Source organism: Acinetobacter modestus (assembly GCF_014636095.1).
Lineage (GTDB): Bacteria > Pseudomonadota > Gammaproteobacteria > Pseudomonadales > Moraxellaceae > Acinetobacter > Acinetobacter modestus.
This window is the reverse complement of record NZ_BMDV01000010.1, coordinates 26,380-49,473: the sequence shown is the minus strand read 5'-3', so window position 1 is coordinate 49,473 and position 23,094 is coordinate 26,380. Positions and strand designations below refer to the sequence as shown.

General features: G+C 40.0%; 22 protein-coding genes. 9 read left to right on the top strand and 13 right to left on the bottom strand.

Annotated features, from left to right (window positions below; translation table 11 throughout):
* Nucleotides 1–22 precede the first annotated feature (22 nt).
* The 4 genes from IEV17_RS16035 to IEV17_RS16020 form a co-directional block, all read right to left on the bottom strand.
* Nucleotides 23–1,318, bottom strand: a complete 1,296-nt coding sequence (locus IEV17_RS16035) for a lytic murein transglycosylase (protein WP_004660507.1) — start codon at nucleotides 1,316–1,318, stop codon at nucleotides 23–25.
* 633 nt (nucleotides 1,319–1,951) lie between these two features.
* Nucleotides 1,952–3,073: a 5-(carboxyamino)imidazole ribonucleotide synthase gene (locus tag IEV17_RS16030; RefSeq protein ID WP_004660509.1), complete on the bottom strand. Its 1,122-nt coding sequence runs from the start codon at nucleotides 3,071–3,073 to the stop codon at nucleotides 1,952–1,954.
* Nucleotides 3,074–3,084: 11 nt separating this feature from the next.
* On the bottom strand, nucleotides 3,085–3,597 hold the full coding sequence (gene purE / locus IEV17_RS16025) for a 5-(carboxyamino)imidazole ribonucleotide mutase (RefSeq protein WP_004660511.1): 513 nt from the start codon (nucleotides 3,595–3,597) through the stop codon (nucleotides 3,085–3,087).
* 136 nt (nucleotides 3,598–3,733) lie between these two features.
* The gene (locus tag IEV17_RS16020; RefSeq protein ID WP_046738361.1) at nucleotides 3,734–4,033 is read right to left on the bottom strand and encodes a DMT family protein; all 300 of its coding nucleotides are present in this window, start codon (nucleotides 4,031–4,033) and stop codon (nucleotides 3,734–3,736) included.
* A 265-nt stretch (nucleotides 4,034–4,298) separates the two neighbouring features.
* On the opposite strand from IEV17_RS16020, the gene mpl reads away from it, so the two are divergent.
* Nucleotides 4,299–5,660, top strand: a complete 1,362-nt coding sequence (mpl, locus tag IEV17_RS16015) for a UDP-N-acetylmuramate:L-alanyl-gamma-D-glutamyl-meso-diaminopimelate ligase (protein WP_004660516.1) — start codon at nucleotides 4,299–4,301, stop codon at nucleotides 5,658–5,660.
* A 384-nt stretch (nucleotides 5,661–6,044) separates the two neighbouring features.
* Here mpl and IEV17_RS16010 read toward each other — a convergent pair whose 3' ends face one another.
* From IEV17_RS16010 to IEV17_RS15995, 4 genes are read right to left on the bottom strand one after another with little or no spacing between them, the layout of a single operon-like run.
* Nucleotides 6,045–6,788 carry an SDR family oxidoreductase gene (locus IEV17_RS16010; RefSeq protein ID WP_004660518.1) on the bottom strand — a complete coding sequence of 248 codons (744 nt, stop codon included), beginning with the start codon at nucleotides 6,786–6,788 and terminating at the stop codon, nucleotides 6,045–6,047.
* 16 nt (nucleotides 6,789–6,804) lie between these two features.
* Nucleotides 6,805–7,503 carry a histidine phosphatase family protein gene (locus IEV17_RS16005; RefSeq protein WP_004660519.1) on the bottom strand — a complete coding sequence of 233 codons (699 nt, stop codon included), beginning with the start codon at nucleotides 7,501–7,503 and terminating at the stop codon, nucleotides 6,805–6,807.
* Nucleotides 7,500–8,621 (bottom strand): phosphotransferase family protein, encoded by a 1,122-nt coding sequence (locus IEV17_RS16000; RefSeq protein ID WP_004660520.1) that lies wholly within the window; start codon nucleotides 8,619–8,621, stop codon nucleotides 7,500–7,502. Before IEV17_RS16000 ends, IEV17_RS16005 begins: the two co-directional genes overlap by 4 nt.
* Before the next feature lie 15 nt (nucleotides 8,622–8,636).
* A complete protein-coding gene (locus tag IEV17_RS15995) occupies nucleotides 8,637–9,866 on the bottom strand; it encodes an acyl-CoA dehydrogenase family protein (protein WP_004660521.1) in 1,230 nt (409 codons plus the stop codon).
* A 105-nt stretch (nucleotides 9,867–9,971) separates the two neighbouring features.
* Between IEV17_RS15995 and IEV17_RS15990 the strand changes: the two genes are divergently transcribed.
* Entirely contained in the window at nucleotides 9,972–10,916 is a 945-nt protein-coding gene (locus IEV17_RS15990) for a LysR family transcriptional regulator (RefSeq protein WP_004660522.1), read from the top strand.
* Nucleotides 10,917–10,947: 31 nt separating this feature from the next.
* On the opposite strand, the gene IEV17_RS15985 is transcribed toward IEV17_RS15990, so the two are convergent.
* Nucleotides 10,948–12,153: a low temperature requirement protein A gene (locus IEV17_RS15985; protein ID WP_004660523.1), complete on the bottom strand. Its 1,206-nt coding sequence runs from the start codon at nucleotides 12,151–12,153 to the stop codon at nucleotides 10,948–10,950.
* 394 nt (nucleotides 12,154–12,547) lie between these two features.
* On the opposite strand from IEV17_RS15985, the gene IEV17_RS15980 reads away from it, so the two are divergent.
* The 3 genes from IEV17_RS15980 (at nucleotide 12,548) to IEV17_RS15970 (ending at nucleotide 15,268) form a co-directional block, all read left to right on the top strand.
* The gene (locus IEV17_RS15980; protein WP_004660524.1) at nucleotides 12,548–13,504 is read left to right on the top strand and encodes a TerC family protein; all 957 of its coding nucleotides are present in this window, start codon (nucleotides 12,548–12,550) and stop codon (nucleotides 13,502–13,504) included.
* A 193-nt stretch (nucleotides 13,505–13,697) separates the two neighbouring features.
* Nucleotides 13,698–14,087 (top strand): hypothetical protein, encoded by a 390-nt coding sequence (locus IEV17_RS15975; RefSeq protein WP_004660525.1) that lies wholly within the window; start codon nucleotides 13,698–13,700, stop codon nucleotides 14,085–14,087.
* A 20-nt stretch (nucleotides 14,088–14,107) separates the two neighbouring features.
* Nucleotides 14,108–15,268, top strand: a complete 1,161-nt coding sequence (locus IEV17_RS15970; RefSeq protein ID WP_004660527.1) for a glutathionylspermidine synthase family protein — start codon at nucleotides 14,108–14,110, stop codon at nucleotides 15,266–15,268.
* Nucleotides 15,269–15,501: 233 nt separating this feature from the next.
* On the opposite strand, the gene IEV17_RS15965 is transcribed toward IEV17_RS15970, so the two are convergent.
* The gene (locus IEV17_RS15965; RefSeq protein WP_004660529.1) at nucleotides 15,502–15,975 is read right to left on the bottom strand and encodes a hypothetical protein; all 474 of its coding nucleotides are present in this window, start codon (nucleotides 15,973–15,975) and stop codon (nucleotides 15,502–15,504) included.
* Between the two features lie 187 nt (nucleotides 15,976–16,162).
* On the opposite strand from IEV17_RS15965, the gene guaD reads away from it, so the two are divergent.
* The 3 genes from guaD (at nucleotide 16,163) to IEV17_RS15950 (ending at nucleotide 18,655) form a co-directional block, all read left to right on the top strand.
* Complete coding sequence (gene guaD, locus IEV17_RS15960) at nucleotides 16,163–17,479, top strand: guanine deaminase (RefSeq protein ID WP_004660530.1); 1,317 nt, start codon at nucleotides 16,163–16,165, stop codon at nucleotides 17,477–17,479.
* Between the two features lie 223 nt (nucleotides 17,480–17,702).
* Nucleotides 17,703–18,230, top strand: coding sequence for a hypoxanthine phosphoribosyltransferase (gene hpt, locus IEV17_RS15955; RefSeq protein WP_004660534.1), 528 nt, complete (start codon nucleotides 17,703–17,705; stop codon nucleotides 18,228–18,230).
* 173 nt (nucleotides 18,231–18,403) lie between these two features.
* The gene (locus tag IEV17_RS15950) at nucleotides 18,404–18,655 is read left to right on the top strand and encodes a GlsB/YeaQ/YmgE family stress response membrane protein (RefSeq protein ID WP_004660536.1); all 252 of its coding nucleotides are present in this window, start codon (nucleotides 18,404–18,406) and stop codon (nucleotides 18,653–18,655) included.
* Nucleotides 18,656–18,713: 58 nt separating this feature from the next.
* Here the strand turns inward: IEV17_RS15950 and IEV17_RS15945 are convergent, their stop codons facing one another.
* Nucleotides 18,714–19,412, bottom strand: coding sequence for a DsbC family protein (locus tag IEV17_RS15945; protein WP_004660538.1), 699 nt, complete (start codon nucleotides 19,410–19,412; stop codon nucleotides 18,714–18,716).
* Nucleotides 19,413–19,855: 443 nt separating this feature from the next.
* On the opposite strand from IEV17_RS15945, the gene IEV17_RS15940 reads away from it, so the two are divergent.
* A complete protein-coding gene (locus IEV17_RS15940; protein ID WP_004660540.1) occupies nucleotides 19,856–21,037 on the top strand; it encodes a PilT/PilU family type 4a pilus ATPase in 1,182 nt (393 codons plus the stop codon).
* Between the two features lie 75 nt (nucleotides 21,038–21,112).
* Here IEV17_RS15940 and IEV17_RS15935 read toward each other — a convergent pair whose 3' ends face one another.
* Nucleotides 21,113–21,448, bottom strand: a complete 336-nt coding sequence (locus IEV17_RS15935) for a hypothetical protein (protein WP_004660542.1) — start codon at nucleotides 21,446–21,448, stop codon at nucleotides 21,113–21,115.
* A gap of 243 nt (nucleotides 21,449–21,691) precedes the next feature.
* Complete coding sequence (gene mnmE / locus IEV17_RS15930; protein WP_004660545.1) at nucleotides 21,692–23,047, bottom strand: tRNA uridine-5-carboxymethylaminomethyl(34) synthesis GTPase MnmE; 1,356 nt, start codon at nucleotides 23,045–23,047, stop codon at nucleotides 21,692–21,694.
* Nucleotides 23,048–23,094: the final 47 nt, after the last annotated feature.

Sequence of the window (23,094 nt, the reverse complement as noted above, 5' to 3'; positions counted from 1 at the left end):
ACCTTATTTTATTTAAATATACTTATTGCATCATTTGTTTTGCTTGCTCTTGCCTAAATGCACGTAAAATTTGTTGACCAGCACGACCTGTAGGATTCAAGCCTAAGCGTGTTTGCTCTTGGCGAATGGCTTGACGACTTTTGTCTCCAATCAATCCATCCACCACACCAATATCATAACCTCGCTTGACCAAAAACTGCTGAATTTCGCGACGCTCTGCTCGAGAAGTCCCTGCATCATCGGTTGGCCAAGACGTTAAAAATGCTGTACCACCACGTAAACGATCAGATAAATGAGCGATCGCTAAACCATAACTTTCAGCAGCGTTATAGCTATAAATTGCATCAAAGTTTTTAAAGACCAGAAATATTGGACCATTTGCGCCCGCAGGTGAAATCAATCCAGCAGGCGTACTTCCCGATAAATTACCCTGAATTAAAGCTGTGCCATCTGCACGTGTCACACCTTGTGCAATCCAACTATTCAAAGATTTTTTATTGCGACGACTTTCTCCTGCAATTGACATTCCTTGAGGAATTTTGATTTCAAAACCCCACGGCATACCTGTTTGCCACCCTGCTTGCTTTAAAAAGTTAGCCGTCGAAGCTAATGCATCTGTTGTGCTTGAAACCAAATCACGTCGACCATCACCATCAAAATCTACTGCTAAGCGCTCGTAGGTCGATGGCATAAATTGAGTATGTCCAAACGCACCTGCCCATGAGCCATAGAGTTGGTCTTGGTTTAAATCACCACGCTGTAAGATTCGCATTGCTGCAAAAAATTCACCTCGGAAATAACTTTGACGGCGTCCCTCACAACTTAAAGTGCCTAATGCTTGTAATAAAGGATATTTACCTGAAATATCGCCATAGTTACTTTCCACACCCCACACCGCCACTACAGTTTCTGCCGGTACACCATAAGCCTGTTCAACTCGATTTAAAACAGCACGATGTTGAGCAAGTTTCTGTTTACCTGCTTGGACACGCTCATCATCAACCAAACCTGATAAATAGTCCCAAATTGCAGTAGAAAATTCAGGTTGATAATTCAATTTGTCTATGACCGAATAATCTGGTTTTAAATTCTGCGTGTAACGATCATAGCTTGATGCTGAAACACCAGAAGCAATTGCTTGTGAGCGTAAATTTGCTAAGCAGCCTTGAAAATCTGAAGTTGAAGTATATGTACTCGTGTTTTGAATAGCAGTTGAGGATGAGGAAAATGTTGCACCATTAATCACAAGCTCAGCATGTGCCTGACTAAAAAACGTAAAAAAGGCAGTGCCTAGAAAAAAAGAAAAATAATGTTTCATGAGTTAACCAAAATATTTGAATTCAAATTTCCATATCACCTTAACATGCTGTTTGAATATGTATCGTTTGGAAACGTAACTTTGAATTCATTTATTGTCTTTTAAATTTAAAACCTAATTTTTAAATTCATAATTCTACCGTCGTTTTAAATTTAAAAGTTATCAACACCACCCATTTAAATTCAAAACAAGCATCAATCATTATCTGTATTTTGAATTTAAAAATAACTTCACATCGACTATGTTTTTTGAATTCAAAAATAGATACCTCATTTAAATTCATTCCAATTTAATAAAACAGCTTAAACCCACACATTATTCCTTACATTTCATAAAATTAAGATCAAAAATAGATACCCACAATCTCAAAATTTAAAGTCAAAACACAGCAATACCTTTAGTTTTAAATTTAAAAACTGCATATTTTTGAATTTAAACTACAACACTCAATAACCCACCATAGGTTAAATTCAAATTTTTCACACTATTTTAAATTCAAAAGCCCAGCTTAAAGTTATCCACAGCGCACCAAAAATGGTATCGCGCATTTTTTGAATTTAAAACTTTAAATTTAAAATAATAGACGATAAAAAAGCGACCCGAAGACCGCTTTTTTATCTATTGTGGATAAGTTTAGAGGCTCATATCCGCTGTTAATGCCAATGGCACAGGTAAAATCTGAGCTAATTGGCGGCATAACACGGTCAATTCGTCACTATTGTTCGGCATCAAAGTAATATGACCAAGCTTACGACCAGCACGCTCAGACTTATTATAAAGATGTAAATGCGCACCTTTGAGTGCTAAAACATCTTCTGATTTAGGATGTTGACCAATGATATTGATCATCACTGTTGGACGCACAACATCGGTTGCTCCAAGCGGCAAGCCTGCTACTGCACGAATATGATTTTCAAACTGCGAGCAAATCGCACCTTCAATCGACCAATGTCCTGAATTATGAACACGACATGCCATTTCATTGGCATAAAGCCCTTGTTCAGTCACGAATAATTCAAGCGTAAGCACACCCACATAATTAAGATGATTCAACAACCGAGTAATATAGTCTTGTGCAACTGGTTGTAAATCTGTGCTATTTGGTGCAGGAACAATTGAGTGAGAGAGAATACCATTGTGATGATGGTTTTCGGCGAGTGCCCATGTTTTGACATCACCATCTTGACCACGTACCGCAATAATGGATACTTCACGGCTAAACTTCACAAAACTTTCTGCAATCAAGCTTTTGGCAGGGCCTAATTCAGTCCAAGCTGTATCAATTTGATCTTCAGAACGTAATACAAACTGACCTTTACCATCGTAGCCGCCTGTTACGGTTTTTAAAACGATAGGTAATCCAAGTTCAGCCACGGCTTGCTTTAAGCTCTCTAAGCTATCCACAGCACGATACGGTGCAACTGGAATACCGAGTTCGTCAAACAAACTTTTTTCTGCCAAGCGATTTTGTGCTATCGCCAAAGCAAGGCGAGGAGGGTGCAGTGTCTTAGTTTGGGTCAAAACATCTACATCAGCAACAGGCGTATTTTCAAATTCAAGGCTGAATACATCGGCACTTGCGATGAAATCTTGTAGTGCTTCTGGATTTTTACTTGAAAATACAGGACCTAAAATAGCTGCTGGGCAGTCTGTTTCGGCTTCGAAAAAGCTACATTGAATATTGAGTGGTAAAGCTGCTTGCGCCATCATGCGCCCAAGCTGTCCACCACCAAAAATACCGATGGTTTTATTCATGATTGGCCCCGTTATACTTGACCAGGAATGTTATTGTTCGATACTTTTTCCGTTTGAGCTGTGCGGAAATCAGCCACATTTTTAGCAATATCTGGGCGGGTTAAACCTAGAATTTGTGCTGCAAGAATTGCCGCATTAGTTGCACCAGCCTGACCAATAGCCAAAGTACCTACCGCAATACCCGCTGGCATTTGTACAATCGAAAGCAATGAATCCACGCCATTTAAAATTGAAGATTTAACAGGCACGCCAAGCACAGGCAAATCAGTTTTAGCAGCACACATCCCAGGCAAATGTGCAGCGCCACCAGCACCCGCAATAATTACCTGAATACCACGATCGCGTGCTGTTTCAGCATATTCAAATAAACGATCTGGCGTACGGTGCGCAGAAACCACCTCAGCTTCAAAAGGAACACCCAATTGTTTGAGCATATTAGCGGTATGTTCAAGGGTTGCCCAATCTGATTGAGAACCCATGATAATTCCGACTAAAGGTTGGCTATCTGTTGCGACCGCATTCATTGGCTTTTCCAAAACATGATAAAAATAGAGAAGTATCTCGACTTACGCCAAGCACGAAGGAATAAATTGGCAAATATTATAGCGGTTTTTTCAAACATCCCCAACCACAGAACACATTAACGACTTTCTTGAAAAATTAGGTTTGATTACGAAAAACAAAATAAACACATCCCATCAAACAAAGCATAGCCCAGACATAATCCAACTTGAATGGTTGTTTAAACAGAAAAACCATAAAGGGAACAAATACCATGAGTGTAACCACCTCTTGGGTGATCTTCATTTCCCCCAAACTCCAACCCTGTTGATTTAATAACTTAGTCGCAGGAATCATGAAACTATATTCTAGCAGGGCTATACACCAGCTAAACAGGATTGCTTGCCAAAGCGGCGCATCATGTAAAATCTTCAGATGCCCATACCATGCCATAGTCATAAAACAGTTAGAAATGATCAACAAACATAATGCTAAAAGTGTAGGGCTCAATCGTATGTCCTTTTATAAAAATAAGGGCTGAATCATTTGCATTTGACTACAGCAGCATAACGTTAAAATCACTTCATTTTAAGTTAATAACTACAACGAATTTTGACTATCTTTTCAATGTCAGCCTTGCTATCGTTGCGATTGATTTTTATTGATAACGACAATCATACACACGAGTTCCGTGCTGTATGCAAAGCAGTGGAGAAGGCGCATTATGCATCTGCATATTTTGGGTATTTGTGGCACATTTATGGGGTCTTTGGCTCTATTAGCACGAGATTTAGGACATAAAGTCACAGGCTCAGATGCCAATGTTTATCCACCAATGTCAACTCAACTTGAAAATGCAGGTATTGAATTGATGCAGGGCTATGACCGTAGCCATTTGCAACCACATCCCGATCTTGTCATCGTCGGCAATGCTATGAAACGTGGTATTGATGCGATTGAATACATGCTGAATGAAGGCCTGCCTTATATTTCTGGGCCACAATTCTTGGCCGATCATGTACTGCAAGGCAAACATGTACTTGGTGTCGCGGGCACACACGGTAAAACCACCACCACCACCATGTTGGCTTGGGTTCTTGATCAAGCAGGCTTAAATCCGGGTTTCTTGATTGGCGGCGTACCACTGGGTTTCAGTGAAAGTGCACGTTTGGGGGGCGGTCAATATTTCTGTGTTGAAGCAGATGAATATGATTCTGCCTTCTTTGATAAACGTTCTAAGTTCGTTCACTATCACCCTAAAACCGCGATTCTCAATAACCTCGAATTTGATCACGCCGATATTTTTGATGATCTGGCTGCGATTCAAAAACAGTTCCATCATTTAGTGCGTACTATTCCAAGCAAAGGTCGTATTATTGCGCCAATCACTGAAACTAATATTGATGAAGTATTAGAGCAGGGCTGCTGGACCCCTGTGGTGCGTACTAGTCTAGAACCAAATGAGCAAGCTGCGTTATCTGCTGAGTTGATCAGTGCCGATGGCAGTTACTTTAAAGTACTGGAACACGGCAAAGTGATTGGTGAAGTGAAATGGAATATGACAGGGCAGCACAGTGTTGCCAATGCCTTAGCGACCATTGCTGCTGCACAACACGTTGGTGTCAGCCTTGAACAAGCCTGTGAAGCCTTATCCAACTTCGGTGGCGTTAAACGCCGTATGGAGCTATTAGGCACGGTGCGTGGCATCGAAGTCTATGATGACTTTGCCCATCACCCAACTGCGATTGAAACGACACTAGACGGCGCACGTAAACGTTTAGGCGAACGTAAGCTGTGGGCGATCATTGAACCACGTTCTAACACTATGCGTATGGGCAGCCATAAAGATGGTTTGGCACATTCTGCGCGTTTGGCCGATGAAGTGATTTGGTATCAACCAGAAGGCTTGGATTGGGATCTACAACCAGTAATCTCTGCATCATCAAACAAGGCTGAAGTCAGCCGTTCATTGGATGACATCATTGCCCGTGTGGTCAATGAAGCAGGTGAGGGCGATGCTGTGGTGATCATGTCGAATGGCGGCTTTGGTGGTTTACACCAGAAGTTGATTATGGCTTTGTCTTAGTAAATACAGGTATTGCACGGCCTCATTTATTAGAAAAAAACCTATACCCTTTGTATAGGCATATCTCACTTTTCAGGGATGAAAAGTAAGCAAAAATCCTTTGTTAGGCAGAGGGTACATCCATGTGACCCCTGCCAAACAGGCGGCATCCATGCCGCCGTCACAATAGTAAATATCAGCAAAATGCTGTTTCTGCGAAGCATTAATTAAATGAAAGAAGTGACCAGGTTTTGTGGATGACAATGGCTTTGCCTACTTTTCCCGAAAGAAAAGTAGGTCGAGCCTGAACAAAGTTGAAATATATTTCAACTGAAGTGCAAGACGTAGTGGCTTAGTCTAAAATTAAAATGACACCCTAGTAAGACTCCACTATAACCATTTAAATCAACTCAGTTTATTCACCAATTTTAACGGCAAAATCTTCATTGCAATCCCCATTGGCAACCACGGCCACTGCGGTACATAAGCCTTCACAGGTTCTTTCTCAATCGCTTTGACCAAAGCCTTGCTACCCGTTTTTTCATCCACTTCAAACGGTAATTTCTTCGCACCCTCATTTAATTCAGTGCGAATATAACCTGGGAAAATCGTTGAGACTTTAATTGGGGTATTCAACAACTCAGCACGAATCCCTTCGGCCAAATGCGCCACCGCAGCTTTACTAGCGGCATAGGTCGATAAATGCTTCGGTAAACCACGCATCGCACTCATCGAAGAAATCACCACCAAATGGCCTTTATTTTGTGCTCTAAAGATTTCAACCGCGGCTTCACACTGTGCCAGTGCCGAAATAAAATTGGTTTCCGCCGTGGCGCGGTTCACCTCAAAATGCCCTTTACCAATACGGCGACCATCGCCAACACCAGCATTGACAATAATTCGGTCAATCGTTCCAAATTCTTGCTGAAAGGCTTTAAACACAGTAAACACATCATCGTAATGGGTCACATCAAGGATCTTAATCTTGACCTGAATTGAGAACTGGCTTTGCAACTGCTGTTGTAACGCTTCCAGACGCTCTAAACGTCGTGCGCAAAGTGCCAAATTGTAGCCCTTGGCTGCGAATTCACGCGCCATACCTGCGCCTAAGCCCGAACTTGCACCTGTAATTAAAATCGTTTTTGCCATGCCTGCCACCTATTTTTTAAATCCATGTTAAAAGTTCAGCATCACGCGCTTTTAAATAATGATGCTCATTAAAACTGAGTAATTGCAAACGACCATCGGTCCAACGCAAGGTAGTAATACTGGCATTGGCAATTGACCAGTTCAGTGCAAAAATCTGTTTGGCATCCAAACCTAATACCTTGCCAACCGCCACAGAAATGACACCGCCAGAACTGAATACCACGGCTTGACGCTGCTGGGTTGCATCAATGTGCTGACATAACAGCTGTAAGGCATTTTCTACCCGAGACTGAAAACCCAACCAGGTTTCATGATATTCATGGTCATACTGCTCGCCAATCCAGCGGTCGATGGCTCCATCGAAAATTTTGGCCAGATAAGCCCGAGGATTGGCCATCAATTCAACATCCTGTTTCAGCAATCCAGGTTGATTAAAACGTGGTTCGTATTGGGCAAACACCTGTTGATGATCAAACTCATTCCATGCAGATTCAGTTTGAATCGCTGCATCATGAAAGCTTTGTGATAAAGCCAGTTGCGCTGTTTGCTGATGACGTTGCATCGAACCTGCCACAATCAGCGGTGTTTGTTTCAGAGTCTGTTTAAAAAAATCACCGACAACCTGTGCCTGCTGTTCACCTTTGGCTGAAAGCTGGTCATAACTTGCTGCACCAAAAGACGCCTGCCCATGTCGTACCAAATAAATTGTGGTCATCGTTTTAAAATATCCTGTAGTTTTGCACCATATTCAGCAATCAATGGTCGTGCCTGCGGATTGTTTTGCGCGATCAGTTTTAAAGCCCGAATATGTAAGGCATGAATCATGATCCAGAAATCTTTAAAGGCTGGATTATCGGTTTGCTGATGGTAATAACGATAATAAATCTGTTGCGCAATCACGGCCAAACGGAACAAACCGAACACTTCATAAAAAGCCCAATTGGCAGGCTGTAAACCAGTCTTTTCCAGATAGTAATCCACCACCTGTTGCCGTGTCAGCATGCCTTTTAAATTGGTCGGCTGGCGACGGCTCGATTTCATCAAGGCATCATCGTCCTCTTGAATCCAGTAGGCGAGTGCGCTGCCTAAATCCATCAAAGGATCACCCAATGTTGCCATTTCCCAATCAAGCACACCAATCACTTTGGTCGGCTGGTTTGGATCAAGAATGACATTGTCAAAACGCCAATCATTATGAATCACACAGGTTTTAGCATCAGTTGGGATATGTTCCAGCAACCACTCACGCACAAAGGTAAAATCGGGCACATTCGGTGTCAGCGCTTTGCTATAACGTGCATCCCAACCTTCAACTTGACGGCGACAGTAGCCTTCACCTTTACCCAGTTTTTCTAGCTCTGTGCCTTGATAAGGTACTTGATGCAGCTCAATCAATTTATCTAAGACATTCAGGCAAAGTTGCTGCACCTGTGACTCATCCAACTGTAATTCTTTGGGTAAATTAGCACGTGGAATAATGCCTTCAATCCGCCTCATCACATAAAAATCGCAACCGATGATGCTGTCATCCTGACACAGTGCAATCATTTCAGGTAGCACAGGGTAAAACGGTGCCAGATGCTTCTGCACATTGTATTCACGCGCCATATCATGCGCTGATTTGGCTTTGGTACCTTTCGGCGGACGACGCAAGATCAGGTCTGCATTGTCATACTGCAGCCGATAGGTCCAATTCGATGCGCCCCCTGAGTATTGGGTCACTTGTGCCTGTCCTTGCAGATCCACACCTTGGTTTTTTAGCCAGTTTTCAACCGCTGCAATATCCAGTTCTTCACCATGGCGAATCTGACCGCCAACATCAATTACTGCCATTTACTTTTATCCTTATCAACGAGCATAGCCACGTTTTTTGAGTTCTAATTTGGCAATCATGCCTTTATGGACTTCATCTGGTCCATCAGCCAAACGTAAACTACGTGCTTGATTAAAAAATGCAGTCAACGGGGTATCACGTGAAACGCCTTCGCCACCGTGGATTTGAATCGCCATATCCACCACGTTTTGTAATACAGTCGGCGCCACCACTTTAATCGCAGAGATTTCTGTTAATGCCGCCATATTGCCCAGCGTATCCATCTTATAAGCGGCGTACAGGGTCAATAAGCGAGCCTGATCGATCTGCACCCGCGCATCTGCAATACGCTCTAAATTACCGCCGAGTTTGAGAATTTCTTTGCCAAAGGCTTTACGTGACATGCCTCGATCAATCATCAGTTCCAACGCTTTTTCAGCTGCACCAATACAACGCATACAATGGTGAATCCGCCCAGGCCCTAAACGACCTTGTGCAATTTCAAAACCTTGTCCTGCCCCCCCAATAAAGCAGCTGACTGGCACACGCACATTGTCAAAATTGACTTGCCCATGTCCATGCGGTGCATCGTAATCACCAAACACAGGCAACATTCGCTCAATACTCACGCCTTGCGTGTCAATCGGCACAAGTACCATCGAATGTTGATGATGACGGTCTTTATTCGGGTCTGGGGTATAAGCCATGAAAATAATCACTTTGGCATTGGGATCGCCCAAGCCCGATGACCACCATTTGCGGCCATTCAGTACAATTTCATCCCCCTCAATCACCGCCGTGGCCTGCATATTAGTAGCATCACTGGAAGCCACGGCGGGTTCAGTCATACAGAACACTGAACGGATTTCTCCTGCAAGCAAAGGTTGCAACCATTGCTGTTTTTGTGCCTCGCTACCATAGCGCCATAACACTTCCATGTTGCCGCTATCAGGTGCATTACAGTTAAATACGGTTGGTGCAAGTAAGCTACGTCCAGTCAGTTCGGCAATATGCGCATATTCCTGAACCGATAAACCAGCACCCAATTCCGCATCGGGCAAAAACATATTCCATAAGCCAGCCGCTTTAGCCTTATCTTTCAATTGTTGTAATTGTTCTGGCCACTGCCACTTGGTCCAGTCACCATCCACATTGAGATGATGGACGTCATCCCAGAAGGCTTTTTCAATCGGTTCTATTTCTTGTTGAATAAAGGCTTGCGTTCGTGCAATAAAATCCTGTGCGCGTTCAGATAATGCAAACATCATCATTTCCCTCAATGTAAAATGTGGCGAATATTGATTCGCTGCTTTACATCACCATAAGCGAAAATTTATTATGAATGAAATGATTTTATTTTATTCAAAACTATGAATCATATTCATAATACTAGCCCATTGGAAGTGGCTCACTTTCATCGTATTGATATTAATTTATATCCGCTGTTTATTGCGATTTTTGAACAAAAGAGCATTTCCAAAGCCGCGCAATTGTTGTGTATCAGCCAATCTGCGGTCAGCCACGCCTTGCAGCGTTTGCGCACGCAACTTGGGGATGACTTATTTGTTCGAAGCGGGCAAAAAATGCTGCCAACGCCTTATGCTGAGCAGATTTATCAGCCGATTCAAATGGCTTTATTGAGTATTCAAAAAATCGCTATGCCTCAGCAAGATTTTATGCCGAGCATGCTACAAAGTATAAAAATCGCGATTCATGATGAAATCGAACCCATTATTTTTCCTCAATTGGTCAATCACTTTGCCAAGCAAAATCTCAATATCCAGTTTTTTAGTTCTAAACTTGATCGTAAAAATATGTTGGCTGATTTGTCAGCACAACAAATCGATTTTGTGATTGACTTAGTACAACCGTTTCAAGCTCATTTACAGTTTGAAAACCTGATTGAAGATTATTTTGTGGTCTGTACACAGCAAACTAAAATGGATTTATCGCTCTATTTATCATCACCGCATATTGGTGTGTCATCACGGCGTACGGGGTTATTATTAGAGGATATTTATCTAAATCGACAACAATTGTCTCGGCAAATTTTTCTACGCTGTCAGCACTATTCAACAGCTTTACAGGTCTTAGCGCAGCACCCAAATGCAATACTGACTATCCCTCAAAGTATTCTGAAACATCTACACTATTCAAAAGATTTACAGATTCATGCACTTCCGATTGAATTACCCAAAATCAATATGGGTATGTATTGGCATGAGCATGTCAAACACAATGCAAGACATCAGTTTTTACGTGCAGAAATTTTAAATGTCTTTCACTCAGGACAAGCTACAGCAGTGCTACCATAGCTTGTTTGGAGGAACGATCAACTTATAAAACTTAATGAGGAGAATGGCTTGAATGAATAGGCTCATCAACACAATTCATTAAATACGTCTTTGAAAAAATGAGTCTGAAGACATAAATTACAGCCATCGCAAAGACGCTGTATCCAATCTGAGTAAATAGTAAAGGGATACAGAATAAAATTAAAATGGTCATTGGATAAACCCAACGACGCCAGCCGCGTAAATAAAAAGCTTCATAAAATAACCAGAGATAGGTGCTATAAACAGCCAAACAAGTCGCTATCACTAAACCCATCATTTGGCTAGAAATGTGCGCATGTTGTGTCGACACATCAACAGCGGCTGCTAAGGCTGCACCGAGAGCTGCAATACTAATAAAAATAAAGAAATGCCCATATCCCCATAAAAAAGGTTGCACACCTCGACGTTGATGATGGTGATGACTTCGATCAAAATAGACCCACCACATCGCAAACATCATCAAAAGTCCACCGACTATTAGGAAAATTTCTTCTAGATTTAAGACATGATTAGAAAAAGCATCTTGTATAGCTGCGAAGCTACCAATAATCGACTCACCCAGTACAATGATGGTCAATAATGCATAACGCTCCACAATATGATGGGGATGCCATGGCGTAGCAGTATGTCTTTCAGCATAAAAAGGAACAGCCAGTTCTAAGCAGACTAAGCATAAGAACATCAGTGGAGTCAGTTGAATCGAACTAAAATTACCAATTAACCATGCAAGTTGAACCAAGACAATTCCGATTGCATAACGATATGCTGTTACTCTTCGTTCAGGATCATGTTTTGCGACACGTATCCACTGCGTCACTAATGCCAAGCGCATGATGATGTAGCCAATAATAATCACATCGAAATCATGCTGCTGAAATACTGCGGGAATCCCCGCCGCCATCACCAATGAACCCAAAATTTGCACAAAGGTTAAACAACGATACAACGTGTCATCATTATCATAAGCGGAGGCAAACCAAGTGAAATTCATCCATGCCCACCATAATGCAAAAAACACCATAAAGTAGGTAGGCAAAGCATGCCAAAGATGACCTTCGATCATCGCATGATGGAGTTGCTGACCTGCCGTTGCGATCGCAACCACGAAGATGAGATCAAATAAAAGTTCTAAAGGCGTAGCTACACGATACTGTTCTTCTGGATCTCGGGGTGCAAATAACTTTAATCTTTTAATTTGATGATGTTCAACACTCATATCTTCTTCTCAAGGCATCAAAAGCCTGTAAATTTTAGCCCAACTCATGGGAATGAAAGCTCTATTCTGTCTGCATCATAAAATATTGTTGAAAATTTATTCACACAAAATTTGCGCTAATACGTAAATTATGTAATGCTATACCTACTTTGGATGTCACCATCCATACAGAATTAGTTTGACAAGGGGAGTAGCCTCCTCCAAACCTAGGTAGTGTAGTTTAAATACTTAGGTGTCAGAGCTTCGTCATTACACTTTGCAAAAAGTCGGACTCTGAGCATCACAATCGATATGTGATGTAGGCAAGACCTTGATCATGTTGAAACAGATGTATTTATTCATCTGGCAACTGGTCAAGGTTTTTTTATGCCCAGTTGCTAGATAGGGAGTTGTGATGGAAACTATCGGTAATCTATGGCTGTATGTCGTATTCTTCGGCCTTGTCACAGTCATGCTTTTGGTCGATTTTTTAGGCTTTAAACAAAAACAAAATCAAGATGTTCCAATCAAGCAAGCCGCTTACTGGAGTATTGCTTGGGTCACTGTAGCAACGCTATTTGGTGGGGGCTTGTGGCTCTATCTACAGCAAACAGTAGGACTCACCCTTGCGAATCAAAAAACCATGGAATACTTCGCAGGTTATCTACTGGAAAAATCACTGGCAATCGATAACGTCTTCGTTTGGTTGATGATCTTCGCAGCATTTGCAATTCCACCTGCATTGCAACGTAAAATCTTACTTTATGGTGTATTAGGTGCGATTGTTTTAAGAACCATCTTTATCTTTATTGGGGCTTGGTTCGTACAAGAGTTTTCTTGGGTACTTTATATTTTCGGTGCATTCCTTGTGTATACAGGTTTTAAATTCTTGAAAGGTCAAGATGAAGAAACCAATATTGAAGATATTAAATTACTGAAATGGTTACGCAAACACATGCGTATTACCCCTCAACTTGAAGGTAATAAATTTTTCGTCCGTCAAAATGGCGTGTTGTGGGCAACACCTTTATTTTTAGTTTTAATCTTAGTTGAAGCATCTGATGTTATTTTCGCGGTCGACTCTATTCCTGCGATTTTCGCGGTAACCAGTGACCCGTTTATTGTATTAACAGCAAACTTAATGGCGATTTTGGGTTTACGTGCAATGTTCTTCTTACTTGCTGGCGCTGCATCTAAATTACATTATTTACCTTATGGTTTAGGCATTATCTTATTGTTTATTGGTGCGAAGATGTTATTGCTTGATGTATTCCATATGCCAATATGGATCTCATTAGGCTTTATCGTATTGGTATTAAGTATTACTGCTTATTTATCATTACGTCACAACAAAAAACAACCGCAACCTTAATACATCATATAGGGCATCTAATAAAAATTTGGATGCCCTATTATTTAAAATATAAGAATAGACTATACATTAAAAAAACAGATCAATATGATATGTCGGCTTATCGCTTTTATCTTTCTTAATCAGAAACATAATAAACAAGACTTGCTCACATATTTATGTCGATCAAGCAAATTAAAATGAGTGGGGTCTCATGCGTTCTAAAAAAATTAATCTTGTTGTTGTACCATTATTACTGACTGCCTGTAGCCATAATGATGGACCTCTAGTACAAGATGTTTATAACAATCAATATGATTGTGCAACAGACTGGAATACTGAAACTTGTGAAGAAGAAAATAGCTCAGGGAGTGGAAGTTCTACTGCTGGAGTTCGCTATTATGGTGGTTTTGGTTCTGGGCGTTATTTAGGACCACAATATTATCAACATAATCGTGAAGTCTCTTTTAAAGACAATACTTTGAGACCACATACCAATCTCAGTGTGGGACAACCTTCAATTTCAACCACTGCAAAACGCTATTCTGTATCATCACCTATTCGTGGCGGTTTCGGTCGTGGTGGCTCATCATTTGGCGGCTAATTAAAAGACTGAAACTCAAGATGAAAAGAAAAATATTATCACCCCGCACAGACTGGCAACTCGAACACCAAAAAATTGGTTTCGATTATTTTAATTTACCTTCACTCGATGGCTCAATTTATTGGTCAGAAGGAATTGCCTACGAATTTACACTGAAGCAAATTGAACAGCTTGAAGATGCAGCCAATGAGCTCCACCAAATGTGTTTAGCTGTGACAAGTGATTTGATTCAACGCGGTAATTATCCTGATTATTTCCAGATTCCAGTTGCTGCAATTGCACAAATCGAGCAGTCTTGGCGACAAAATGCGCCGATGCTATATGGACGCTTTGACTTTGCCTATGATGGGCGCAATATCAAAATGCTGGAATACAATGCTGATACTCCCACAGGACTGTTAGAAGCGTCTGTAGCACAATGGTTATGGATCGAACAGGTATCAGGGATTCCTAATCGCGATCAATTTAATAGTATTCATGAGGATTTAATTAAACGTTGGAAAACGATTCTACCGCGAGGCAGTCATGTGCATTTTGCAGCCTGTCAAGAAGCAGGGCGAGAGGACTGGGGTAATCTAGAATATTTAATGGATACCGCTTTTCAAGCGCATCTACAAGTTTCTGAACTTTCAATGGAAAATATTGGCTGGAATGGACAAAGTTTTGTTGATCTGAATAATCGACCAATTCAAAACCTATTCAAGTTATATCCTTGGGAATGGATTTGGGAAGAATCATTCTCTCAATATCTGAGTCCGCAATCGAATTGGATCGAACCATGTTGGAAAATGCTGCTCTCTAATAAAGCAATTTTAGTGGAGCTTTGGAAACGCTATCCAAATCATCCTCTTTTGGTCGAGACTCATCATTTTGATCCACAGCAAAAACTCTCTGGCAAATGGGTCAAAAAACCTATATTAGCGAGAGAAGGGGCGAATATCCGAGTATTGCAAGATGGTCAAGATCAAGGAGCTGCTTCTGGTAGTTTCTATTTTGATGACTATGACAAATATGGGTATGTGGTACAAAAATGGGTAGAGACTCCATTATTTTCAGGACAGCTACCAACGCTCGGTTTATGGATGGTTGGACATCAGTGTGCAGGCATGTCGATTCGTGAGGACTGCTACGACATTATTGGTAATGATGCCCATTTTGCCGCGCATTATTTTGTGGAATAAAGAAAGGACAATATTTATATGTAGAGAAATCATCTACTGTTTTTATTTTTTGAAGGTAAATCTCATAATATCCTATCGTGCCCAGCGGCATGGCTGCCGCTGGTTTAGCTGTGGTATTAGGCAGGTACCATCAGCTAAAGAAAGGATTTTTTTACTTTTGATCCATCAAAAGCAAAGCGTAATTCAATATTCATCCTAATCACTCATACGCTATATCATCATAAAAGACAGACTTAAATACTATGTGCTGCCACCCATTTCATATAAGACATCAAACGAGTAAAAAATAAAATTTGCAGAAAAATGGTAAAAGCCGAAACACACCATTCGTACCACATTTCAAATGCGGTTTGCGCTAAACCAAAATATTGATAAATTCCCAATAAAACTAACCCAAAAACAATTCCAAACACAGTATTTTGCATCAAAATAGGAAAGGACAACGCCGTAATTCGATTTAAGAAATGGACACCTTGATCAGCACCATTGGCTTGATAAGTCCGTTGAATTCCTATCAGCATAATCAATAGGGTCAACGCAGCTTCAATCCCAATAACTCGAATATCAGAATAAGGCGAATACATACCGTAATAGTACACAGCACTCACCACCAATGCCGCTGCGAGATAATAGTTTTTATAATGTTGTTTACTTAGAGTGTCCTCAGCCAACTCATGTGCTAAAGCTTTGGTATTCCAATAATACATCTTTATTTTTTCCAAAAAGTATAATTATTGCTGACAATTTACGTATTTACACCGGAAAGTAAAGTGAATTGATTCAATCAATTACTTGTACCTCGCTCGGCTTTCTATACTTAAATTAGACGAATAATCCAGTAAAACTAGCAAAATCGAGTACAATCAATCGAAAAAAGTAAAATTGTAGGTTGTTATGACTTTGGCTACTCCCATCACTGTTATTCGTGGTCGCTTCTTAGATATTAAAAAAACTGTTGCTCAAGCAAATCAAATTGCAGATCAAGTCCGTTATCTCGAAGATGGTGTCCTCATCACGGAACAAGGCAAAATTCGCTGGTTTGGGACATGGGAAGATGCTCAAGACCATCTTCCTGCAAACGTTGATATTCAGCATTATCCAGAACAATTGATCATCCCAGGTATGATCGATACGCATATTCACTTTCCACAAACAGAAATGGTCGGTGCTTACGGCGAACAACTTTTGAGCTGGTTAAACACTTATACGTTCCCAACTGAAATCCAGTTTAAAGACAAAGCTTATGCGAGCGAGATTGCCAAGTTTTTTGTGAATGAACTGCTTAAAAATGGCACAACCACTGCACTAGTATTTTGTACGGTTCATCCTGAATCAGTAGATGCTTTATTTGAAGCCGCAGAACAGCATCAGATGCGTCTAATTGCAGGTAAAGTCATGATGGATCGTCATGCTCCTGAAGCCCTATGTGATAGCGTAGACAGCAGCTATGACGACTCTAAGGCACTGATTGAAAAGTGGCATGATCAAGGTCGTGCGTTATATGCCATTACACCACGCTTTGCTCCAACCTCTACACCTAAACAACTTGAAAGAGCAGGACAACTCAAAGCTGAACATCCTGATGTTTATGTACATACTCATCTAAGCGAAAATAAAGATGAAATTGCATGGGTTAAAGATTTATTCCCAGCACAAAAGGGTTATTTAGATGTCTATCATCATTATGGCTTAACGGGTCAGCGTTCTGTATTTGCTCACTGCGTTCATTTAGAAGATGCTGAATGGCAATTTATGCATGAGACTGACTCCGCAATTGCGTTTTGTCCAACCTCAAATTTATTCTTGGGTAGTGGTTTATTTCCGCTGAACAAAACATGGCAGCAGCAAGTTAAAGTTGGATTGGGAACTGACGTTGGGGCAGGAACCTCTTTCAGTTTATTACAAACGGTCAATGAGGCTTACAAAGTTCAACAGCTTCAGGGTGACAAATTATCAGCTTACGAATCGCTGTATCATGCGACCTTAGGTGGTGCAAAAGCCTTGGATCTCGATGACAAGCTAGGTAACTTCAATGTGGGTAAAGAAGCTGATTTTGTGGTGTTAAATCTCCAGCCAACAGCATTGCAACAATTACGTCAGTCTCGTGCCAAATCACTTGAAGATAGTCTATTTGCATTATTTACCATGGGGGATGATCGAAATGTCGAGGCAACCTATATCTATGGACAAAAGGCCTATAGTCAAAACTAAAATTTTAAACAAACAAAAGTTTGGATTTTTATTGTTGGCTATTGGATCTGCAGTGCTATTGAAACGTGACAGTGCATCTGCTCAAAATGAAACATTTTCTTCATCATCAAAAGGTGCATGAAATCTGATTTTGTTTTAAAATTGTCGTATTAGCTCAAGATTTCGAGGTGTTGCAGGTCAACACCTTTTTTATTTTCCCGTTTTTAATTTTAGGAATCTACCGATGACCATTGCAATGCGCATTATGATTTCAAGTGAAGAGATTCAAGCCAAAGTCAAAGAACTTGGTGACAAAATCAATGCACACTATGCTCAAAGTGATAAAGAACTGGTATTGATTGGTTTATTGCGTGGCTCAGTCATTTTTATGGCAGATTTATGCCGTTCAATCGAAAAACCACATGAACTCGATTTTATGACTGTTTCTAGTTATGGTGGTGGGACAGTTTCAACCCGAGATGTCAAAATTTTAAAAGATCTTGATGGTGAGATTCACGGTAAAGATGTTCTTGTTGTTGAAGATATTATTGATTCAGGGAATACCTTGAGCAAAGTCGTTGAAATGCTCAAAACACGTAATCCAAACTCAATTGAACTTTGTACTTTGGTGAGCAAACCTTCACGCCGTGAGATTGATTTAGAAGTAAAATTCTTAGGTTTTGAAGTCGAAGATCGCTTTATTGTCGGTTACGGTTTAGATTTCGATCAAAAGTATCGTCACTTACCATTTATTGGTGAAATCGGTCTTTGATCAATTATGAAAGGCGCTTTAAAGCGCCTTTTTTATTCTAGCTTGTTAATCAAAGCACGATAAAGATTGCACAAAAATACGACATAACTCAGTAATCCACTACAGACAGAGTTAGGCTAAATCTAGCAGGATAGTAACAAACAAATACTATGGTAAAACAAGGAGAAAAGGTGATGTGGTCTCTCATTGTAGCGATTGTGGTCGGTTTTTTTGCAGGTTTAATTGCCCGTGCATTGCATCCTGGTGAAGATAAAGCAGGATTTATTGTTACCACCTTATTAGGGATTGCAGGTTCATTATTAGCAACCTACGGTGGCCGCTTACTTGGATTATATGGTGAAAACTCAGCGGCTGGCTTTATCGCATCGGTCATTGGTGCCATTATTATTTTATTTATCTACAACTTGGTCACCAAGAAAAGTTAGAACAAAATAAATTAAAAATGCCCAAATCATTTTATTACAATGCATTGGGCATTTTTATTTATAAACCGAGTTCTTTCCAAATCATCCGAATGTCTTCAGCACTCCGCCCGCCAACCATTTTCAGACCATTCCCGAATATCAGCGTCGGTGTTCCTTCTATACCTAATTTTTTCCCTAATTCTAGATTGCGATCAATCGGATTAGCACAGTTTTTTTCTTTAGGCTGTATATTCTTCTGCAATAAGTTTTTCCACGCGTAAGCTTGGTTAGGATCACACCAAATCGATTTTGAGACGGTAATCGATTGTGCTTTTAATGGATAGATAAACGTATAAATGGTGACATCATTGAGCTTATCCAGTTCAGCTTCTAATTTCTTACAATAGGGGCAATTTGGATCTGAAAAAATAGCGAGCTGCTGTTTACCATAGCCCTTTACCGTTTTTATTGCATCTTTTAAAGGTAATTGTTTCCAGTCAATTGAATTTTGCTTTAGAACCAAGTCCTTGGTCAGATTCTTTTGATCTTTTAAACGAACCATCGAACCAATAAACATATATTGGGCATTTTCATCCAAATAAATAATCTGATTATCTAAATTTGCACTGTATAGTCCTGTCATTTCTGTTGCTTGAATATTGCTAACATGAATATTGGGATATTGCTGATTTAAATTATTTTTTAAGGTTTCTACATTTGCAAAAATCATTGCAGACGTGCAACTCAACAATGAAAATAAAGCGATTTTTTTTAACATATCTCATACTCAACTCAAAATTAGCGCTATTTTAATCAGGCTTATCCTCATAAATTGCACAGCTTACTCAGTCACAACCAAAAGCCAACCAATCATCGTCACGTTTCACGTGGAACATCCGTTTTTTTAAAAGTAGTTTCAAATCACAGATAAAAAAGCTCGTTTTGGTAAAAAAATGACAAAAATTCTCACATTGTATTGATATTCATATAATAAATAGAAATCAAACTAGATCGATTGGTTTATTTTTGGAATAATCCAATCACAATCAGCAAGGCAACTTTTGTAATCTCATTCAGCGTGAATGAAAAGCCATGAAATGACTTACAGAACTTTTGAAACTTCATTTTAAAGAAACAAGGATATGTTTTCCTTTGCATGATTAGTTTTAACTTCACACTATCTGACTCAATCTAGTCTTGTCTTAAAATTTAGGTACATCCATGTATAACGCGGAATTATTAGAAGAAGCCAAAACGTTTATGTTTCATATGTTGACCAAAGTGGTTGAATATGGCGGCTCAGATTTATTCATTACAGCAGATTTTCCACCGAGTATTAAACTCCAAGGTTTAATGCGTCCTTTAGGTCAGCAAATTTTAACCCCAGAAAAAACTAAGCTATTTGCATATAGCTTAATGAACGAAAAACAACGCCAAGAATTTGAAAATGAATGGGAATGTAATTTCGCAATTAACATTCCAGAAGTATCACGCTTTCGTGTAAATGTATTTAAGCAACAACTACAAATCGGCATGGTCATCCGAACTATTACGTCAGAAATACCCACCTTCCAAAAGCTCAAACTCCCAGAATCTTTGAAAAATGTCATGATGGAAAAGCGCGGCCTAATATTGGTAGTTGGAAGTACGGGATCAGGTAAATCTACGTCATTGGCAGCCATGATTGACCATCGTAATGAAAACTCAGCAGGGCATATTATTACGGTCGAAGATCCAGTCGAATATGTCCATAAACATAAAAAATCAATGATTACTCACCGAGAAGTAGGTGTAGATTGCCATACTTGGCACCATGCCTTAAAAAATACATTGCGTCAGGCACCTGATGTCATTTTGATTGGCGAAATCCGTGATACTGAAACCATGGAACATGCGATTGCTTTTGCTGAAACTGGGCATTTATGTTTAGGAACTTTACATGCCAACAACGCCAACCAAGCTTTAGATCGGATCATGAACTTCTTTCCAGATGAACGCCGTAATCAATTGCTGATGGATCTTTCATCTAATATGAAAGCGATTATTTCTCAACGTTTGGTCCGTACTCAAGATGGTCAAGGTCGTCGTGCAGCCGTAGAGATTCTACTGAATACACCATTAATTGCAGAAAATATCTTAAAAGGTCAATTTCATAATCTTAAAGAAATTATGACCAAGTCTCGTGAATTAGGTATGCAAACTTTTGATCAGGCCTTATTTGATTTATATAACGAAGGCGCAATTAGTTATGATGAAGCGTTACGTAATGCTGACTCATTGAATGAGTTACGCTTACAAATCAAGCTGAAAAGTACTCGTCAAGAAGGAGTTCCTGCTAGTGCAGCAACTTCTTTAAATATGCTGAAAGAAGACTCTGAAGAGCAAGAAATGCAAGGCGTTTAAACATAAAAAAAACAGCCTAAATAATTTCTATTATTTAGGCTGTTTTTTTAAATCTAAAGATTTATATTCAATATTTTAGGAATCAATTGAAAATTTCTTCTTTAAAGCATGCCAATAACGAATCATTTTATTCTTAAAATTTATGATAGTTGCTTTAAAACCGACTTCTTTTTTCGGCTGATGCTTTAATCTCTCTTGTAAAAGTTTTTCTTTTTCCTGAATTTCAGCAAGTTTACGTTCTTTTGCTTGTTGTTGTTCTTTGACCTTATCAGCTACAGTCTGACCTGTACCTTTGCAAGGTTTAGATTGGAATATAACAGATCCATTCTCTTTACATTGATAAATCTCTGTTTTCGCATAAATAAATGTCGAAAACATACAAAAAAATACAGCCAAAATAAAATAGTTCACGGTATATAACCTAATATTCATTCTAGAATTTAATCAGTTTCTCATCACTAATTTTAAAATATATTAATTTATATTCACAAGATAAACTAAAATTATATAAGCAAAAGTATGAAACAAATTAATAATTTTTATTAATCTAAAAAATTAATTCTTTATTTGGCATAAAATACACAATAAATTCCACAAAAAAAGCACTAAGAAGATATTCTTAATGCCTATATAAAATTTTAAACTCTTAAAAAATTACTTTCCAATACAGAACGAACCAAAAATCTTTCCGAGTAAATCATCGGCACTGAAATCACCCGTGATTTCGCCCAACGCATTTTGAGCCAGTCGCAATGATTCAGCTACAAGTTCACCTGCATTAAACACAACTAACTGCTCACGTGCTTCTGCAAGATAGCGCTGAGTACGCTTCATTGCATCTAAATGACGTGTTCGGGCGATAAAGGTGTCTTCCTCAGGTTGGAAGCCCGCATGCGCTGTAATCGCCTCTATGAGCGCATGAACACCCATATCTTGTTTTGCGGAGACACTGATATGACGAAAGCCTTGATAATCACTTAATGTGGCATCTTGCCCCGTTAAATCGCATTTATTACCAATCAATAGCAACCGTTTTGGCTCAAGATGCTCTGAAAAATATTCATGCGCCAATTGCAATGGCTCATCACCTTGATTCAAGTCATACACCAACAGCAATAAATCGGCTTGTTCGATTTCCTTGATTGCACGACGAATCCCTTCTTGCTCGACGATATCGCCTGTTTCACGTAGGCCAGCGGTATCGGTTAGGGTAATCGGCAAACCATTTAAACTAATCTTTTCATGCAGCACATCTCGGGTGGTTCCTGCAATATCCGTCACAATCGCACGTTCATGCCCAGCCAGTGCGTTTAACAGGCTCGATTTACCCGCATTGGGTTTACCCGCAATCACCACCTGTAAACCTTCACGTAATAGCTGTCCTTGACGAGCAGACTGCTGTACCGCTTGAACCGAGTCCTGTACCTCATCCAACAAAGCCAGAATCTTGCCATCAGCAAGGAAATCAATTTCTTCTTCAGGGAAATCAATCGCCGCTTCAACATGCAAACGCAAGTGAATTAGTTTTTCTAAAACTGTATTAATTTTGGTTGAAAATACACCTTGCAAAGAGCGAACGGCAGAACGTGCTGCCGCCTGTGAAGTGGCATCAATCAAATCGGCAATCGCTTCCGCTTGTACTAAATCCATTTTGCCATTTTCAAAGGCACGCATGGAAAATTCACCCGCTTTTGCAGCAGTCGCACCCAAATCGAGCAAACGTGCCAGCAAAGCATTTTGAATGACTGGGCCACCATGACCTTGTAGCTCCACCACATCTTCACCCGTAAACGAATGAGGGTTTGGAAAACATAATACAATCCCTTCATCCATCACTGAGCCATCAGCATCACAAAACTGACGGAAACCTGCCATACGCGCAGCAGGAAGACTTTTCTGGGTCAACTGTTCAGCAATGGCATAAGCTTTAGGGCCAGAAAGTCGAATCACGCCCACACCACCACGACCTAATGGGGTAGCAATCGCAGCAATTGTGGTTTGATGTTGCATGTTAAATTCACCTAAAAAACACGAGGGTTATGAAACAGGAACCCTAA